Annotated in this window: 19 protein-coding genes (2 of these 19 only partly in view); 13 read left to right on the forward strand and 6 right to left on the reverse strand. The window is 70.3% G+C overall.

The features are described 5' to 3' along the window. A protein-coding gene (locus C3K08_RS13385; protein WP_104991738.1) for a menaquinone biosynthesis decarboxylase crosses the window boundary here: on the reverse strand, positions 1-921 show its beginning. The gene continues 933 nt to the left of window position 1, outside the view; only the first 921 of its 1,854 coding nucleotides appear in the window; its start codon is at positions 919-921; the stop codon falls past the left edge of the window. Between the two features lie 73 nt (positions 922-994). Between C3K08_RS13385 and C3K08_RS13390 the strand changes: the two genes are divergently transcribed. The 3 genes from C3K08_RS13390 to C3K08_RS13400 are packed head-to-tail and all read left to right on the forward strand — an operon-like array spanning position 995 to position 3,779. Further along, the gene (locus tag C3K08_RS13390) at positions 995-1,810 is read left to right on the forward strand and encodes a potassium channel family protein (protein WP_234009091.1); all 816 of its coding nucleotides are present in this window, start codon (positions 995-997) and stop codon (positions 1,808-1,810) included. Positions 1,811-1,826: 16 nt separating this feature from the next. Then, the gene (locus C3K08_RS13395; protein ID WP_234009092.1) at positions 1,827-3,065 is read left to right on the forward strand and encodes a Xaa-Pro peptidase family protein; all 1,239 of its coding nucleotides are present in this window, start codon (positions 1,827-1,829) and stop codon (positions 3,063-3,065) included. 36 nt (positions 3,066-3,101) lie between these two features. Next, positions 3,102-3,779, forward strand: a complete 678-nt coding sequence (locus C3K08_RS13400) for an SDR family oxidoreductase (protein WP_104991739.1) — start codon at positions 3,102-3,104, stop codon at positions 3,777-3,779. Between the two features lie 13 nt (positions 3,780-3,792). Here C3K08_RS13400 and C3K08_RS13405 read toward each other — a convergent pair whose 3' ends face one another. Then, the gene (locus C3K08_RS13405; RefSeq protein ID WP_104991740.1) at positions 3,793-4,461 is read right to left on the reverse strand and encodes an HAD family hydrolase; all 669 of its coding nucleotides are present in this window, start codon (positions 4,459-4,461) and stop codon (positions 3,793-3,795) included. 91 nt (positions 4,462-4,552) lie between these two features. Between C3K08_RS13405 and C3K08_RS13410 the strand changes: the two genes are divergently transcribed. Next, positions 4,553-5,164, forward strand: a complete 612-nt coding sequence (locus C3K08_RS13410) for a DedA family protein (RefSeq protein ID WP_104991741.1) — start codon at positions 4,553-4,555, stop codon at positions 5,162-5,164. A gap of 55 nt (positions 5,165-5,219) precedes the next feature. Here C3K08_RS13410 and C3K08_RS13415 read toward each other — a convergent pair whose 3' ends face one another. Then, entirely contained in the window at positions 5,220-5,678 is a 459-nt protein-coding gene (locus C3K08_RS13415; RefSeq protein ID WP_104991742.1) for a YbaY family lipoprotein, read from the reverse strand. Positions 5,679-5,787: 109 nt separating this feature from the next. Between C3K08_RS13415 and C3K08_RS13420 the strand changes: the two genes are divergently transcribed. Further along, on the forward strand, positions 5,788-6,435 hold the full coding sequence (locus C3K08_RS13420; RefSeq protein ID WP_104991743.1) for a DNA-3-methyladenine glycosylase: 648 nt from the start codon (positions 5,788-5,790) through the stop codon (positions 6,433-6,435). A gap of 19 nt (positions 6,436-6,454) precedes the next feature. Here the strand turns inward: C3K08_RS13420 and C3K08_RS13425 are convergent, their stop codons facing one another. Beyond that, positions 6,455-7,150, reverse strand: a complete 696-nt coding sequence (locus tag C3K08_RS13425) for a Crp/Fnr family transcriptional regulator (protein WP_104991744.1) — start codon at positions 7,148-7,150, stop codon at positions 6,455-6,457. 251 nt (positions 7,151-7,401) lie between these two features. Here C3K08_RS13425 and C3K08_RS13430 point away from each other — a divergent pair, with 251 nt between their 5' ends. Both C3K08_RS13430 and C3K08_RS13435 read left to right on the forward strand, forming a co-directional pair. Beyond that, on the forward strand, positions 7,402-9,240 hold the full coding sequence (locus tag C3K08_RS13430; RefSeq protein WP_104991745.1) for an acyl-CoA dehydrogenase C-terminal domain-containing protein: 1,839 nt from the start codon (positions 7,402-7,404) through the stop codon (positions 9,238-9,240). Between the two features lie 69 nt (positions 9,241-9,309). Then, positions 9,310-9,870, forward strand: coding sequence for a peroxiredoxin (locus C3K08_RS13435; RefSeq protein WP_104991746.1), 561 nt, complete (start codon positions 9,310-9,312; stop codon positions 9,868-9,870). A 76-nt stretch (positions 9,871-9,946) separates the two neighbouring features. On the opposite strand, the gene C3K08_RS13440 is transcribed toward C3K08_RS13435, so the two are convergent. Continuing rightward, complete coding sequence (locus tag C3K08_RS13440) at positions 9,947-10,633, reverse strand: winged helix-turn-helix domain-containing protein (protein WP_104991747.1); 687 nt, start codon at positions 10,631-10,633, stop codon at positions 9,947-9,949. Between the two features lie 139 nt (positions 10,634-10,772). On the opposite strand from C3K08_RS13440, the gene C3K08_RS13445 reads away from it, so the two are divergent. From C3K08_RS13445 to C3K08_RS13470, 6 genes are all read left to right on the forward strand, one after another. Beyond that, positions 10,773-11,006: an FmdB family transcriptional regulator gene (locus C3K08_RS13445; protein ID WP_104991748.1), complete on the forward strand. Its 234-nt coding sequence runs from the start codon at positions 10,773-10,775 to the stop codon at positions 11,004-11,006. Next, on the forward strand, positions 11,003-12,115 hold the full coding sequence (locus C3K08_RS13450) for a S1C family serine protease (protein WP_104991749.1): 1,113 nt from the start codon (positions 11,003-11,005) through the stop codon (positions 12,113-12,115). Before C3K08_RS13445 ends, C3K08_RS13450 begins: the two co-directional genes overlap by 4 nt. Before the next feature lie 97 nt (positions 12,116-12,212). Beyond that, positions 12,213-12,827, forward strand: coding sequence for a deoxynucleoside kinase (locus C3K08_RS13455; RefSeq protein ID WP_104991750.1), 615 nt, complete (start codon positions 12,213-12,215; stop codon positions 12,825-12,827). A gap of 54 nt (positions 12,828-12,881) precedes the next feature. After that, positions 12,882-13,505, forward strand: coding sequence for a deoxynucleoside kinase (locus tag C3K08_RS13460; protein WP_104991751.1), 624 nt, complete (start codon positions 12,882-12,884; stop codon positions 13,503-13,505). A 31-nt stretch (positions 13,506-13,536) separates the two neighbouring features. Beyond that, a complete protein-coding gene (locus C3K08_RS13465; RefSeq protein WP_104991752.1) occupies positions 13,537-15,018 on the forward strand; it encodes a UDP-N-acetylmuramoyl-L-alanyl-D-glutamate--2,6-diaminopimelate ligase in 1,482 nt (493 codons plus the stop codon). Positions 15,019-15,177: 159 nt separating this feature from the next. After that, entirely contained in the window at positions 15,178-16,584 is a 1,407-nt protein-coding gene (locus tag C3K08_RS13470; RefSeq protein WP_104991753.1) for an RtcB family protein, read from the forward strand. 55 nt (positions 16,585-16,639) lie between these two features. Here the strand turns inward: C3K08_RS13470 and C3K08_RS13475 are convergent, their stop codons facing one another. After that, a protein-coding gene (locus C3K08_RS13475) for a M20/M25/M40 family metallo-hydrolase (RefSeq protein ID WP_104991754.1) crosses the window boundary here: on the reverse strand, positions 16,640-17,500 show its 3' portion. Its footprint extends 477 nt past the window's final position; only the last 861 of its 1,338 coding nucleotides appear in the window; its start codon lies beyond the right edge, outside the window; it ends in the stop codon at positions 16,640-16,642.

The following is a 17,500-nucleotide window of genomic DNA, read 5'->3' on the forward strand; positions in this document are numbered from 1 at the left end:
GCGCATGGTCACCGCCGTGACGTGGAAGCGGGGGTAGAGGTCGGGGAGCGTGTAGAAGCCGGTATGGTCGCCGAACGGCCCTTCCATCGCCCAGTCCTCCTGCGGGTCCACATAGCCTTCGAGGATGAACTCGGCGTTGGCGGGCACGTCGAGGTCCACCGTGACGCCCTTCATCACCGGATACCGCTGACCGCGCAGGTAGCCTGCCACCGCAAACTCGTCCAGGCCGGGGACAGGGGGCAGTGGGGCGGTCGCCGCGTAGATCAGGGCAGGGTCACCGCCGAGGGCGACGGCCACCTCCAGCCGTTTACCCAGCCGCTTGGCTTTCTCCAGATGCTTGGTCCCCGTCTTGTGACGCTGCCAGTGCATTCCAGTGACGTTCCTGCCCATGACCTGCATCCGGTACATGCCCATGTTGCGTTCGCCGGTTTCGGGGTCCTTGGTGATGACGAGGGGCAGGGTGACGAAGGGGCCACCGTCCTGGGGCCAGCATTTCAGGATGGGGAGCTTGTCGAGGTCCACCTCGTCGCCGCGCCAGATGACCTCCTGGGCGGGGCCGGATTTCACCCGGCGGGGCGGGAGGTTCATCGCGTCCCGCAGCTTGCCCACATTCCCCAGCAGCCCGCCGAGGCCCCCCGACCCCTTGAGGTCGATCAGGTGCCGGATTTTGGCCGCGAGGTCGTCGAGGTCAGAGACGCCAAGGGCCAGCGCCGTGCGCTCGCGGGTGCCCATCAGGCCGATGACGAGGGGAAAGTCGCTGCCCACCACGTTCTCGAAGAGGACCGCCGGGCCACCCTGCTTGACGAGGCGGTCGGCAATTTCGGTGATTTCCAGCTCGCGGTTCACTGGAACGGAGACGCGAACGAGTTCGCCGCGCTCTTCCAGCAGCCGCATGAAGCTCTGAATATCGGGAAAGGCCATAGGGCGAGTCTAGGGAAGGCGGGGCGGGGCAACCGTACCCGATGAGGAGAAGCGCCCGTCTACCCTGAAGGCCATGACTGCCCCTCCCCCGCCTCCGGAGCCGACAGCCGACGCCCTGCGGGAGGCGCGGCTGAGCACGCTGCACACCCTGGACCGGCTGCTCGACCGCCCAATGACGGTGCTGAGCTTCGTCTGGCTGGGGCTGCTGGTCCTCGACCTGACGCAGGGGCTGCCGCCCGGCCTCCAGACGCTGAGCCACGTGATCTGGGGGCTGTTTATCCTCGACTTTCTGCTGTCCTTCGCGCTCGCGCCCGACAAGGGGCTGTACCTGCGGCAAAACTGGCTGACCGTGCTGAGCCTGCTGCTCCCCGCACTGCGGATTCTGCGGGCCTTCCGGGGGTTGCGGGCGCTGCGTGCTCTGCGGCTCACGCGGGGCACCAACCTGCTGCGGCTACTGACCAGCCTGAACCGGGGCCTGCGGACGCTGGGGCGCACCCTGCGTCGGCGGGGGCTGGGGTTCGTGCTGGGGGCGACCGGGCTGGTGGCGCTAGCGGGGGCAGCGGGCATGGCGTCTTTCGAGGCAGGTCAGCCCGAGGCACCGGGGGGCTACGGCGAGTGGCTGTACTGGGTGGGCATGCTGCTCACCAGCCTGGGGTCGGAATACTGGCCGCGCACGGGCGAGGGCCGGGTGCTGACCTTCCTGCTCGCGCTGTACGGCTTCTCGGTGTTCGGGTACATCACCGCGACCCTGGCGAGCTTTTTCGTGGGCGACGATCAGGAGCGCGAGCCGGGGGAGGGCGAGGTGAACAACGAGGCCCTGCGGCGCGAGATGGTGGCCCTGCGCGAGGAGCTGGCGGCGTTGCGGGGAGAACTGGGAAACGGGAGCTGAGGGCTATCCTCTCCCCATGACCTCCTCTCCCCTCGACCGGATGCGCTCGGCCTTGCAGGGCACTGATCTCGACGGCTGGCTGCTGTACGACTTCCAGGGCCTCAATCCACATGCCCGGCGGGTGCTGGGATTCCCGGCGGAGGCACACCTCACCCGGCGCTTTTTCGTGTGGGTGCCGCGCGAGGGGCAGGCCGTGCTGCTGCACAACCACATTGAGGGGGGCACGTGGGCGGGCCTCTCGTCGGGGTGGGCCGTGGATCGGCGGCCCTTCGGCTCGCACGCGGAGCTGGACGCCCGGCTGCGCGAGGTCGTAGCCGGAAAACGGGTGGCGATGGAATACAGCCCCCACGGCGCCGTCCCCTACGTGGGCCGGGTGGACGCGGGCACGCTGGAGCGGGTGCGGGCGGCGGGCGCGGCGGAGGTGGTGAGTTCGGCCGACCTGCTGCAAGCCTTCCTGGTCTGGTCGGACGAGGACCTCGCCGCCCACCGCCGCGCCGCCGACGTGCTGATGGGAGCGAAGGACGACGCCTTCCGCCTGATTCACGAGCGGCTGCGGGCTGGGGAAGCCGTGACCGAGCTGGACGTGCAGGCCGTCATTGAACGGGCCATCGCGGACGCTGGGATGACGAGCGGCCACCCGGTCAATGTCAGCTTCGGGGCCAACGCTGCCGACCCGCACTACCAGCCGGAGGGCGAGAAAAACGCGACCCTGCGGTCCGGCGACTGCGTGCTGATCGACCTGTGGGCGCAGGAGGAAGGCCGCCCCTTCGCGGACGTGACCTGGGTGGGGTACGCGGGGGAACCCACGGACGAGTACCGCTCGGCGTGGGAAGCGGTGCGCGGTGCGCGGGACGCGGCGCTGACCCTGCTACACGAGAGGTACGCGGGGGAAGGCTGGGGCCGCCTGCAAGGGTGGGAACTCGACCGGGCCGCGCGGGACGCGATGGGTGCCCAGTGGGGACCGTACTTCCTGCACCGCACCGGGCACGACCTCGGCCTGAGCCTGCACGGGGCCGGGGCCAACCTCGACGACTACGAGACGCGCGACACCCGGACCCTCACGCCCGGCCTGTGCGTCACCGTCGAACCCGGCACCTACCCCCGCGAGCGCGGTTTCGGTATCCGCACCGAGGTGGACGTGTCCCTGTCGCCGGACGGGCCGCAGGTCACGACACAGCTTCAGCGCGAGCCGTTCGTGCTGGGCGTCGGGGAATGGGCCGGGGTGCGGGCCGCTGCCCTGGGCGAGCCGTCTTAAGGGCGACTTAAGCCCCGGCCCCGCTAGTCTGTGGGCATGGCGAACCTCAGCTCCTCGACGATCATGCTCACGGGGGCGGGCGGCGCACTCGCCACCGCCGTCGCCCAGGAACTGGAGGACGCGGGCGCCCAGCTCGTGCTGGTCGGGCGCGGTGAATCGCTGGAGCGGGCCGCTGACCGCTTTCCCGCCACCGAGGTCCTCGACCTAGACCTGCGCGACCCGGCCAGTGTGGACGCGTTGCGCAAGGTGAAGGTGGACGCCCTCGTCCACACGGTCGGTGCGTACACCACCCAGGACGTACAAAAGGCCACCACCGACGACCTGCGTGAGTTGTTCGACGCCAACATGCTGACCCTCTTTCACGCGGCGCAGGGAGTCCTGCCCCACATGCTGCGGCAGAAAGACGGCCTGATCATGGGCGTGAGCGCGGGGCAGGCCGCCCGGCTCAGCGGTCCCAAGGCGGCGCTGTACACCGCGAGCAAGGCTGCCGTCGCCGCCTACGTCCTGAGCCTGCACGACGAACTCAAGGCCCGGGGCGTGCGGGGCTGCGTCCTGTACCCGATGGGGGCGATCGACACCCCCGAAAACCGTGAGGCGGGCTTCGCGTGGGAAGACACCATTGACCCGCGCGGCCTCGCCAAGAGTGTGGCCCACGCCCTGACGCGGCCCGACCGGGCGCACGTGACGGAGCTGAAGATCTACCCGGACGTGTAGGAGCCGTCGGCTTTCAGCGGTCGGCCCTCAGCGCCACATCGAGCAGGCCATGCAACCCACCCGCGTAGCCGTCCTCCAGCCGGGGCCACTCCGGGGGAAAGGGCTGGGTGCGGGTCACGTCGTTGGGCACCACGACGAGGCGGCATCCGGCAGCGACGGCGGCCAGCCCCCCGTTGAGGCTGTCTTCCACGGCGAGGCAGTCGGCAGTGGGAAGGCCCAGGCGTTCGGCCGCCAGCACATACAGCTCGGGATCGGGCTTGACCCGGCGCACGTCGTCGCGGGTGGCGAGCGTCTCGAAGAGGTGCAGCAGGCCGTGGGCCGAAAGCCAGCGGGTCACCCAGGCGCGGTCGCTGCTCGTCGCCAGGGCCAGCCGCAGGCCGCGCTGCCGGGCTTCTTCCAGCACCCCCCGCACGCCGGGGCGCAGGTCCTGTTCGGCCAGCGCGGCGTGGATGCGGCTCCGCAGGCCCGCCTGCACCCGCTCGCGGTCGGCCTGCACGTGACCCGGCAGCCCCGCCCAGGGGTCGAAGGCGTCCCAGGTGCCGATGCCGCGCTGCCACTCCTCCAGGCTCAGCTCCAGCCCGTGCTCGCCGTACAGCGCCTGCCAGTGGGTGAACTCGGGCGTTTCGGTGTCGAGGATGGTGCCGTCGAAGTCGAAGAGAAGGGCGCGGGGCAGCGGGGGCATGGAGGCAGTCTAGGCGGGGCCACGCGGCGGCGGGAGGGAACTCGACTTTTGATGGACGTTCTCCTCACGCCCGACCCGCTACGCTGAGGCAATGGCGGACTGGGTGCAGGGCTTGATGGACAGCATGGGATACCTGGGGATCCTGCTGCTGATGATTCTGGAAAACCTCTTTCCGCCGATTCCCAGCGAGCTGATCATGCCCTCGGCGGGCTTCGCGGCGGCGCGGGGCGACATGAGCCTGCCCATCGTGATCCTGATGGGTGTGCTGGGCAGCGTGATCGGGACCCTGCCGCTGTACTACATCGGGCGGGCTTTCGGGGAAGAGCGGCTGGTCGCCTGGGCCGACAAGCACGGCAAGTGGCTGACCCTCAGCGGCAAGGACATCCGCAAGGCCGATGACTGGTTCGACAAGCACGGCACCAAGGCGGTGCTGTTCGGCCGGATGGTGCCCGGCATTCGCAGCCTGCTCAGCCTTCCGGCGGGCATGAGCGAGATGCCCATGCTCAAGTTCCTGATCTACAGCGCCATCGGCTCGGGGCTGTGGGCCACGGCGCTCGCCTACGCGGGCTACGTGCTGGGCGAGAACTACGACCGGGTCGAGCAGTACATCAGCCCGGTCTCCAAGGTCGTGCTGGCAGCGGTGGTCGTCGCGGCGGTCGCGTGGTTCCTGAAGCGGCGGCGCGAGCAGCAAGCGGGGGCGTAACGCCACACGAGAAGGCCGCCGGGAGCACTGACCCGGCGGCCTTCTCGCTGTGTCCTCAGCGGGGCGCGACGCGCAGGTTGAGCACGGCGGCGCGGCCCTCGGGCAGTTCCTGCCGGCTGGCCGAGCGGTACAGCAGACGGCCCCGTGCATCGTTCACGCGGGCGGTGACCACGTATTCACGGCGGGGGTTGATGCGTACCGGGTTGTACTGGAGCTGGTAGGGGGTGGAGAGCCTAGAAGTCGGGAAGCTCACCTCCAGCAGGGTGGAGGGCGAGCGGCCCCCCGTCACGTCCTGAATGGCGACAGTGACGGTGCTTCCGGCGGGCAGGCGCACGGTGGACGGCGCGGAGATGCGGCCCGCGACCACCCGCCACCCGGCGGGCACGTCGGTGAGGTCGGGGGTGGAGGTCGTCGTGGCCGGGGGCGGGGTGCTCGGCCGCACGATGCGGATGCCCTGGGCGAGGGCCGGGGAAGCGAGCAAGGCGGCCAGCAGCAGGGGAAGGGTACGCTTCATGCGCCTACGCTAGCCCTCCCCGCTGTCAGATACGAGAGACAAGAACGCTCCCTTTCTTTACGGATCGGCTTTACGGTTCGGTCCCGGCGGATGTGCTCTGCTCCGGCCCATGCTGCCCGTGCCGTCCCCCTCCGACCTCGCCGCCCCCGACCATCCCGAGGGCCGCGCCTTCCTGGCCCGCGACCCGGTGCTGGGCGGCGTGATCGCCACGCTGGGGCCGCTTGCACCGCTGACGCCCACACCGGACCCCTTCGGCACCCTGATTCGCAGCGTGATCGGGCAACAGCTCTCGGTGGCGGCGGCGGACCGCATCGCGGGGCGGGTGGGGGCCGCGCTGGCCGAGGTCACACCGGAGACGTTGGGGGCCGCCGCACCCGACAGCCTGCGGGCACTGGGCCTCTCCTGGGCGAAGGTCCGCACCGTGCAGGCCCTGGCTGGGGCGGCGCAAGGCGGCCGGGTGGACTTCGCGCACCTGGGCACCCTGCCCGACGAGGCGGTCATCGCGGCGCTGACTCCCCTGCCCGGCATCGGGCGCTGGACGGCCGAGATGTTCCTGATCTTCGGACTGGCGCGGCCGGACGTGTTCAGCCACGGCGACCTGATCCTGCGGCAGGGGGTGGAGCGCCTCGCCCCCGGCGCGGACCCCCGCGCGGTCGTGGCGGCGTGGTCGCCGCACCGCACCCTCGCCGCCCGCGCCCTGTGGGCCGACCACCACGCGCGGCAGGCGCGGAGCCGCCGCTCCCTGGACCCGCAGTAGAGGAGCGCTGTGACGGGCGCTATTCGGTGTCCGCGAGCATGGACTCCAGCACGTCCATCTTCACCACGATGGGCGTGCGGGCGCGGGTGATCGCTCCGGCCTGCTTGAGCTTGCCGAGAGAATGGCTCACCGTCTCGCGGGTAGCGCCCACCATCCGGGCGAGGTCCTCCTGGCTGAGCTTGAGGGCCAGCTCCACCCCCTGCGGGTGAGGCCGCCCGAACTCACGGGCGAGGCGAAAGAGCAGGCTGGCGACCCGTTCTGGGGCGCTGTAGGCGCTGACGGCGGCGGTCCACGACCGGGCCTCGAAGAGCCGCGCGGCCATCAGCCGAATCAGCTTCATGGCGAGTTCGGGGCGCTGGGTCAGCAGGCTTTGCAGCTCGTGCCGGGGCAACACGATCAGGCTGGTGGGCTCGATGGCCTCGGCCTGGGTGGGGCGGCGCTCTTCGGGCTCCAGCAGCAGTTCCCCGAAGGTGTCGTGCTGCCCGACCACCCCCAGGATGGCCTCCTTGCCGCTGGGAAACAGCTTGCTGATCTTGACCAGCCCGCTGCGCACGAAGTACAGCGCGTCGGCCGGGTCATCCATGCGGTAGATCACCTCGCCGGGATGGTAGTCGCGGCAGGGCGTCGTCGCGGCGACCCGCTCCAGCTCGGCCAGCTCCAGGTCAGCGAACAGTTCCGTCCGCTTGAGGTGCCAGACCAGGCTCGGGTAATTCATGGTCCGGTCAGGATACCCGGAATGCCGGGGGACACACAGCGCACAAGCTTTTGGCAACACACATCCGGCTTCCGGGGCTGCGCCACTGTTGCCGCCGCTGGCCCCGCCGAGAATGAAGGTCGCCCCTTTCCCCGCCAGGGCCGAATTCCTCACCGCAAGTTGTATTAGACTCGGTACAATCAAAGAGTCTGCGTGCCGTCCCCGAGCGGGGAGGCCGCTTCTCCCCGAAAGGGAAAAGGAGGACATCCCAGATGCCCCAGTACAAAGCTCCCCTGCGCGACATCAAGTTCCTGATGCACGAGCTGCTGCAAGCCCCCCAGGTGCTGAGCGGCGTGCCCTTCTACCAGGCGAACGACACCGCCGACAGCGACCTGCTCAACCAGGTGCTGGAGGAGGCCGCCCGCTTCGTCGAGACCGAACTCGCGCCCCTGAACCGCGTGGGCGACGAGGAAGGCTGCACCCGCCATGAGGACGGCTCGGTCACCACGCCCACCGGCTTCAAGGCCGCCTACAAGAAGTACCGCGAGGCGGGCTGGACCGCGCTCGACGCCGACCCCAACTACGGCGGCCAGGGCATGCCGCACCTCGTGAGCAACGTGCTCGTCGAGATGATGACCTCCGCGAACGTGGCCTGGAGCATGTATCCCGGCCTCTCGCACGGGGCGTACTCGGCCCTGCACGCGGTGGGCAGCGAGGAACTGAAGAACCTCTACCTCCCCAAGATCGTCTCCGGCGAGTGGACGGGCACGATGTGCCTCACCGAGCCGCACGCGGGCACCGACCTCGGCATGATCCGCACGAAGGCCGTGAGCAACGGCGACGGCACCTACGCGGTCACCGGGACCAAGATCTTCATCAGCGCGGGCGAGCACGACTTGGCGGAGAACATCGTGCACCTTGTCCTCGCGCGGCTGGAGGGCAGCCCGCAGGGGACCAAGGGCATCTCCCTCTTTCTGGTGCCCAAGTTCGTGCCGAACGCCGACGGCAGTCTCGGCGAGCGCAACGGCGTGGTGTGCGGGTCCATCGAGCACAAGATGGGCATCCACGGCAACGCGACCGCCGTGCTGAACTTCGACGGGGCCAAGGGCTACCTGGTCGGCGAGATCAACAAGGGCATGAACCACATGTTCATCATGATGAACGCCGCCCGCCTGGGGACCGGCCTCCAGGGCCTCGGGCTGGGCGAGGTGGCCTACCAGAATGCGCTGGCCTACGCCAAGGACCGCATCCAGATGCGCCACGAGCCGCGCGTGAACGCGGACGAACCCGCCGACCCCATCATCGTGCACCCCGACGTGCGCCGCATGCTGCTGACGGGCAAGGCGTACACGGAAGCGGGCCGCGCGCTGGCGATGTGGCTGGCCCTGAGCATCGACCTCGAGCACCACCACCCCGACGAGGCGCAGCGCAAGGAAGCCGCCGACCTCGTGGCACTGCTGACGCCGGTCGCCAAGGCGTTCATGACCGACAACGGCTTCACCACGGCGGTGCTCTCGCAGCAGGTGCTGGGCGGGCACGGCTACATCCGCGAGTGGGGGCTGGAGCAGTTCGTGCGCGACGCCCGCATCGGCCAGATTTACGAGGGCACCAACGGCATTCAGGCCCTTGACCTGCTGGGCCGCAAGGTCCTGATGGACGGGGGCAAGAAGCTCCAGAAGCTCGCCGGAATGCTGCAAGAGTTCGTGGAGGACAACGCGGACGACGAGGACCTCGCCCCCTACCTCGACCAGCTCGGCAAGGCCGCCGGGCAGCTCGGCTCGCTGACGATGGTGATCGGCCAGAAGGCGATGGCGGGGCCGGAGGGTGCCGACGAGGTCAACGCCGCCGCCGTGGACTACCTGCGCTACTTCGGGCACGTCGTGTACGGCTACCTGTGGGCACGCATGGCGAAGATCGCCCACGAGAAGATTGCGGCGGGGCAGGACCGCGACGGCTTCTACCTCGGCAAGGTGCAGACCGCGAAGTTCTACTTCACCAAGCTCTTCCCCGAGACCAAGGCGCTCGCCGCGACCATCAAGGCTGGAAACGAGCCGCTGGCCGTGGACGACCGCGCGGTGTTCGGACTGGAACGGGCGCTCGTCGGGGCGTAAGCCTTCCCTTCAGTCGCCGCTCCTGGTCTCACGGCTGGGGGCGGTTTCTCGTGCAGGTAGGCTGGGCGCATGACCGACATCCACACGCTCCCCACCGACCTCCCCGCCCCTCCGGACGACGGCGCGTGTGCCCACCTGACCGGCCAGCCCTGGCCCACGTTGGCGCTCCCCGGCACGGATGGGCAAACACACGACCTGGCCGCACTGCCGGGGCGGACGGTGGTGTATATCTATCCCAAGACGGCTCGCCCCGATCAGGGCATGCCCGACGACTGGGACATGATTCCCGGCGCACGGGGCTGCACGCCGCAGTCGTGCGCCTTCCGGGACCACCACGCCGAGCTGCGCGAGGCGGGGGCGCGGGTGTTCGGCCTGAGCGTTCAAGGCACGGCCTATCAGCGGGAGGCGGCTGGGAGGCTTCATCTGCCCTTCCCGCTGTTGTCGGACGCAGCGGGCGAACTGACGCGGGCGCTGCGCCTCCCAACCTTCACGGCGGGTGGGGAGAAGTTGCTGCGCCGCGTGACGCTGATCGTGCGGGACGGGGTGATCGAGCAGGTGTTCTACCCCGTTTTTCCGCCAGACCGGAACGCGGGCGACGTGCTGGCGTGGCTGGCGAAGCATCCAGGTTAAGGGAGATGGCTTCATTTTCCGCTCTGACACGCTGACTCCCCTCTCCAGTGCGGAGAGGAATTTTGCCGAATCAGGGTCAGACCGTTAGCGCTCCCAGAAAGGAACTTGTGCTCCGTGAGACACCCTGGAAGCGTTCTTCGACCGACTCGCCCAGCACCCCCTGAAACGCCAGCAGGGCAACGGTGCAGGGATACCCCCCCTCGCGGACGCCGTCGGCAGCAGCTTCGTCGAGCAGGGCCGTGATCGCGCGGGCAAGCCGGGCGTACCGCTCGGGCGAGAGCCGCAGCGTCAGGGCGTCGAGATGGGTGGGGCAGGGTTCGGCCGCCGGACCGGAGGGCATGGGCGCGGGCCGGGCCGGGTGCCCCGCGTCCCCGAAGCCGAAAAGGTCTTCCTCGCCCGCATGCATCCGGCTCCACGACCGCTCGTAGGCCCGCAGGAACCCCCGCGACAGCTCGCGCAAGTCGGCCGTGCCGTTTCCCTCCTCGTCGCCGGGAGGGAGCAGGTCCGAGGGCACCCGGAACTCGCGGGCGGCAAGCTGGTAGTACACCTTCCCGCCCTCCCGCCGCGCCTCAAAGAGCAGTCCCAGATCGGCCAATCTGCGGGCGTGGTGGTGAACGAGGTTGGGGGCCATCCCCAGCGCCGGGGCCACCTCGCTGGGCGAACGCGGGGCCAGGAAGTGTCCCAGAAAGCCGTGCCCCTGCCGCAGAGCGCGGGCGACGGCGGCGTCTGTCACACGCACCTCCTCCTGCTGAAGCTGAGTCATGGGGCCAGGGTGACAGGGGGCGTTTCAGCTCGCCACCGTCCGCGCTGAAAGGGTCTCCTCCCGCCCGTCCACTCTGGAGAAACGGTTCACGGTGCCTCTCAGGCGGCCTTGCTACAGTGAGCGCCCGGAGAGGACCGACATGCCCACCTACGTCTACAAGAACATCGAAACTGGCGAGCTGTACGAGATCAAGCAGAGCATGCGCGACGAACCGCTGACCACCCACCCTGAGACGGGCGCGGCGATCAAGCGCGTGCTGGTGACACCCGGCATCGCCTTTCGGGGCAGCGGCTTTTACGTGACCGATTCCCGCCCCGCGCCGAAGGGCGAAGCCGGGGCCGGGGGCAGCAGCGCGGGCGGCGGCGGCGAGTGACCGCCGCGCTGCGTGCCCTGGCGGCCGCCCTGCTCCTGGCCGGAGCGGGGGCCGCCGTCTATTTCACCGGGCACGGGCAGGGCGTGCAGGCGCAGCGGGCGCTCGCCACCACCGACGAGATCAACACCGTCGAGGTGGCGCAAAAGTCGCTGCGGGCGGTCGTGCGGGTGGACGCCCGGCTGCGTAAGGAATTTCTCCAAGCCGGGGACGACCCGGTGGAGACGGGCACCGGCTTTTTCTACAAGTCCAACCTGATCGTCACGAACTACCACGTCGTGCAGTTCCAGGAGTCGGTCAGCGTGACCCTCTACAACGGGCGGCGGGTGCCCGCGCGGGTGGAGGGCATCGACCCCGGCATCGACATCGCCATCCTGCGGGTCAGCGGGGTCTCGGCGCCGCGCACGCTCGCCTTCGGGCGCAGCGCCAGCCTGATTCCGGGGCAGAAGCTGATTACCATCGGCACCCCGCTGCGGATTCCCAACTTCGTGGGCACCGGGGTCTTCAGCGTGATGGCGAGCGCCCAGGACGTGCCGCGCGACGACCAGCTCGGGCAGGAGATCGGACAGTACCTGCTGACCACCGCCAGCATCCAGCAGGGCAACAGCGGCGGGCCGGTACTCGACTCGCGCGGGGCGGTGGTCGGCGTGGCGGACGCGAACGCGGCCCCCAACCTCTTCGTGCCGGGCATCATCGGCATGGCGATTCCCAGCGACCTGGTGCGGCAGAGCCTCGACGACCTGGAGAAGATCGGCGTGCCCCAGCGCGGCACCCTGGGGGTCACGCTGGTGGACCTCGACACCCTCGACCCGGCGCTGCGCCAGCTCGCGGGCCTGAGCAGCTCGGAGGGTGCGTTGGTGGACGAGGTTGCCGCCGGGTCCGCCGGGGCGCGGGCCGGGCTGCGCGGCAGCCTGCGGAACAGCCGGGGCCAGCTCCTCGCGCCGCTGGGCGACATCATCGTGGCGGTGGACGGCGTGCGGGTGCGCGGCAGCTATGACGTGACCCGGCTGGTGGCGGCCAAGCGCCCCGGCCAGACGGTCAACCTGCGGGTGTGGCGCAACAAGAAGAGCGTGAACGTCAAGGTGACCCTGCAAAAGCGGACCCTGCAGTAACCGCACCCTTTTTCCAAGAGCGCTCCGGCCTGTGCTGGAGCGCCTTTCTCTGGTCGGGTGGCCGGGGCTTGCGGAAAGCTTTATGATCCCTGGTGGTATGTACGTCGTCGTCGAAGGCCCCATCGGGGTGGGAAAAACGAGCCTGGCGGGGCGGCTCGCGGGGCGCTACGGCGCGGAGCTGAATTTGGAGGTCGTGGAGGAAAACCCCTTCCTGGCCCGCTTCTACGAGGCGCCGGAGGCGTACTCCTTTCAGGTGCAGGTCTTCTTCCTGCTCTCGCGCTTCAAGCAGCTCTCTGCGCTCGCGCAGCCGGGGCTGTGGAGCGGCAACGTGGTGAGCGACTACCTCTTCGACAAGGATTTCATCTTCGCGGCGATGAACCTGAAAGACGCGGAGTTCGCGCTGTACGAGGACCTCTACAGCCATCTCTCGCCCCGGCTGCCCACCCCGGACCTCGTGGTGTACCTGCGGGCCGAGCCGGGGCTGCTGCTCTCGCGCATCGAGAAGCGCGGACGGCCCTTCGAGCGCGACATGCAGGCCGCCTACCTCGCCGACCTGACGGCCCGCTACGACGAGTATTTCCGAACCTACCCCGGCCACCTCCTGACGGTCGACGCCAGCCGCTACGACTTTGTGGAAAACCCCGACGACGAACGTGCCCTGCACGCCGAGATCGAGGCGGCGCTGGGGGCCGGGCAGGGGGCGGTGGTGTGACCTTCCGGACCGCTGTCCTGACCCCGGTGCCCGTCCAGACCCGGAGCCGCTGAGATGTACCTCGCCATTTCCGGCAACATCGGCAGCGGCAAGAGCACGCTGACGCGGATGCTCGCCGACCGCTACGGCCTGCGCCCGGTGTACGAGCCGTATGCCGAGAACCCCTATCTGGAGGACTTCTACCGCGACATGCGGCGGTACTCCTTCCACAGTCAGGTCTACTTCCTGTCGCGGCGGCTCGAACAGCACCTCAACCTCGTGACGGGGGCGCGGTACGTGATTCAGGACCGCACGGTTTTCGAGGATGCCAATATCTTCGCCCGCAACCTGTACGAGTCGGGCCAGATGGAAGCCCGCGACTGGGCGACCTACCGGGGGCTGTACGAGGGCGTGTTGCCCGTGCTGCGCGTCCCCGACCTGCTGATTCACATCGACGCCTCGCTGCCCACGCTCAAGAAGCGCATCGCCCAGCGGGGCCGCGCCTATGAAAAGGACATTCCCGACGCCTACCTGGGAGGGCTGAACCGGCTCTACGACGAGTGGATTCAGGGCTTCGACGCCTGCCCGGTCGTGCGGGTGCCGGGCGACGAGCTGGATTTCGTGCAGCATCCGGCGGCCTTTCAGTGGGTGTGCAACCGGGTGCAAGCGCACGGTTTCGGGTTGCCGCTGCTGCGCTAGGAGCTGGGGGCGGTCTGCTAGCCTCCCTTCCATGCACCTGCCCGAGCTGGCCGCCGCCCTGACTGCGCCGAAATCCACCCGCCCCGCCGCCGACCTGCCCCCGGCCGAGGTCCGGGGCATCACGCACAACGCGGCGTGGGTGGAGCCGGGATTCGTGTTCGTGGCGATCCGGGGCGCCCGCTTCGACGGGCACAGCTTTCTGGACGAGGTAGCCCAGCGCGGCGCGGTCGCCGTGCTGGGTGAGGGGCTGATGGAAGGCCAGCCCTCCCCTCTCCCCTACCTCGCGGTGCCGGACGCCCGGGCGGCGCTGGCGGACGCGGCGGCGGCGCTGGAGGGCTACCCCAGCCGGGCGCTGAAGGTCGTGGGCGTGACGGGCACGGACGGCAAGACGACCACAAGCTGGCTGACCCGGCACCTGCTGCGGGCGGCGGGCCTGCCCACCGGCCTGCTGAGCACCGTGGGCTACGAGCTGCCCGACGGGGCGCTGCGCCACTTTCCCGCCCACTTCACCACTCCGGAGGCCCCGCAGGTGCAGGCGACCCTGCGCGAACTGCTGGAGGCAGGCGGGCGAGCCGTCGTGCTGGAGGCCAGCAGCCATGCCCTCGCGCTGGAGCGGGTGCGCGGGGTGGAGTGGGACGTGGCGGTCTGGACGCACCTCACCCAGGAGCACCTCGACTTTCACGGCACGGTGGAGGCCTACTTCGCGGAGAAGCGCAAGCTGGTGGAACGCGCTCCCTTCGCCGTGCTGAACGCCGACGACCCCTGGACGGCGCGGCTGACCGGGCTGGCCCCGGCCGAGACGACCTACTCCCTGGACGGCTCTCCCGCCGACTGGCAGGCCCACGACGTGGAGGAGCGGGCGACCGGGCTGCACTTCCGGGTTACGTCGCCCCTGGGTGAGTTCGCGGCCCACCTGCCCATGATCGGCCGCTTCAACGTGGCGAACGCGCTCGCGGGGATGGCGGCGGCGGCGCGGCTGGGGGCGACGCGGGAGCAGCTTGTGGCGGGCCTCGCCTCCTTCGGCGGGGTGCCGGGGCGGATGGAACTCGTGCCGGGCAGTGAGGACGCCCCACGGGTGGTCGTGGATTTCGCCCACACGCCCCCCAGCCTGGACAAGGCGCTGGACACGCTGCGGGCGACCACGCCGGGGCAACTCTGGGTGGTGATCGGGTCGGCGGGTGGCCTGCGCGACCCCGGCAAGCGGGCACCGCTGGGCGAGGTCGCCACCCGGCGGGCCGACCACGCCGTCTTCACCGAGGAGGACCATCGGGAGACGCCCCTCGCGGACATCCTCGCGGAGATGGAGCGCGGAGCGCGGGAGGCGGGCCGGACCAACTTCGTGTCCATCGGCGATCGCCGGGAGGCCATCCGGCATGCGGTCGGGCAGGCCCGCCCCGGCGACACCGTGCTGCTGGCGGGCAAGGGCGCCGAGGACACCCTGGAGCGCGGCGCCGACACCCTCCCCTGGAACGAGGTCGAGGAGGCGCGGGCGGCGCTGGGGGCGCGGCGCTAGCGGTTGGCCCGCCGAAACGCCTGCCCCTAGCCCCGCCATCCGGCTGATGCTGCGTCCAGCCTCCGGCGGCATCCTGCGCTGGGCGGGGACGGGGTTCCATGAAGGGACCGCCCCCGCGTCCGCTAGACGCCCCACACCGGGCGCGGAGAGGCTGAGCGCATGAACGGCAAACAGATCACCAAACTGGGCTTCGAGGGCCGGGCGGTGGCGCTCGCGCAGGATGCCGCCAAGCTGCGCGAGCGGGCAGGCATCAGCCGCCAGGAGGTCATGGGTGAACTGGCCTCGGTGCGCGCCCATCCGGAGGCGTATGTCACCGGGGGCGTCTACGCCGACCTCGCGGCGGAACTGACCTCGCGGGAGGCCCGGGCGCGGGCGGCGCGGCAGGCGACCCTGCGGCCCACGCCGCTGCCCTACCGGGTCTGGGGCGAGGACCTGATCGAACCCGGCGCCCGCACCCAGATGGATGTGGCGATGCAGCTTCCGGTCAGCCGCGCGGGGGCGCTGATGCCCGACGCGCACGTGGGCTACGGCCTGCCCATCGGCGGGGTGCTGGCGACCGAGGGGGCGGTCATTCCCTACGGCGTCGGCGTGGACATCGGCTGCTCGATGATGCTGAGCGTGCTGCCGCTGGCACCGGGCGCCCTCGGCACCGACGAAGCCCGCAAGCTGCTGATGAAGCACACCCGCTTCGGCGCGGGCGTGAGTTTCGAGAAGTCCTTCCGGGGCGACCACGAGGTGCTGCACGATCCCGCGTGGCGCGAGCAGGCGCTGTTGCGGCACCTGCGGGACAAGGCCGCCGAGCAGATCGGCACCTCGGGCAGCGGGAACCATTTCGTGGAGTTCGGCACCCTGCACCTGCCCGCCCCCGACCTGGGGCTGGAGGCCGGGGACTACCTCGCGGTGCTGTCCCACAGCGGCTCGCGCGGCTTCGGGGCGCAGGTCGCCAACCACTACACCAGGGTGGCGCAGGCTCTGCACCCGCAGCTCGACCCCGCCGCCCGCAAGCTCGCGTGGCTGCCGCTGGACACCGAGGAAGGCGAGGGCTACTGGCAGGCGATGAACCTCGCGGGGCGCTACGCCCTGGCGAACCACGACCTGATTCACGCCCGGATTGCCCGCGCCCTGGGTACGGCGCCGCTCACGCAGGTCAGCAACAGCCACAACCTCGCCTGGAAGCAAGCTCTGCCGGACGGCGAGGAAGTGATCGTGCACCGCAAGGGCGCCACCCCCGCCGAGGCCGGACGCCTGGGCCTGATTCCCGGCAGCATGGCCGACCCCGGCTTCGTGGTGCGGGGGCGCGGCAACGCGGAGGCCCTGGACAGCGCGAGCCACGGGGCCGGACGCCAGATGGGCCGCAAGGCCGCCGAGCGGGCGCTGGACAGGCGCGACGTGCAAGCCTACTTAAAGGAGCGCGGCATCACCCTGATCGGCGGCGGGGTGGACGAGGCGCCGCAGGCCTACAAGCGCATCGAGGAGGTCATCGCCCGGCAGCGCGACCTCGTGGACGTGGTGGCTGAGTTCCGCCCCCGCGTGGTGCGGATGGATACGGGGCACGAAGACATCTAGGGCCACACGGGACCACCCCTCCTCGCTACGGGGAGGGGGGTTCTCATGCCGCCTGTCAGCCCCGGCCCAGCCGCTCCAGCAGCGCCACCCCGAACGCCACGCCCTTCTCGAAGTGCTCGCGCAGGATGTTCTCGTTCGGGGCGTGGACCCGCCCCCCCACGTTGCCGATTCCCAGGGCCACGCAGGGCACCCCCAAGAAGGCACCGAAGGGATGCATCGGCCCGCTGCCGCCGCTGCTGGGGTTCACGATGGGATCGGTGCCGTGCGCCTCCCGCGCGGCTTCCACGCAGGCCCGCACGAAGGGATGGTCGGCGTCGGCACGGGCGGGCTTCTGGTGGGCCTCCAGTTCCACGACCTCCACGTCGCTCAGCCCCTGCGCGTCGAGGTGTGCCCGCAAGAGCGCCAGCACCCGCGCCGGGTCCTGATCGGGGACCAGCCGGAAGTCCAGCTTGACGAAGCCCGCCGCCGGAAGCACCGTCTTGCTGCCCTCGCCCTGATACCCGCCGCCCCAGCCGTTCACGTTGAGGACCGGGCGTAGGTTGAGGCGCTCGTGGTACGCCGGGCCAGTGGCAAGCGGCCGGGTCACCCCATAGGTGTCGCGCACGCTCCCGCCGTCGCCAGGAATGCGGGCGACCGCCTCCCGGTCGGCGGGGGACGGTTCACGCACATCGTCGTGGAAGCCGGGGATTGTCACGCGGCCCGCCTCATCGCGCAAGGAGGCCACGGCCCGCGCGAGGCGGTAGAGCGGATTGTCCACCACCGCTCCCAGACTGCTGTGCAGGTCGGAGTCGGCCACCCGGCAGCGCAGTTCCACGCACATGACCCCCTTGAGGCCCAGATACATCACCGGCCGCCCCTCGGGGTCAATGGAGCCGAACTCCCACCAGCACGCGTCGGCCCGCAGCTCGCCCACGTG

This window comes from Deinococcus sp. NW-56 (genome assembly GCF_002953415.1).
GTDB lineage: Bacteria > Deinococcota > Deinococci > Deinococcales > Deinococcaceae > Deinococcus.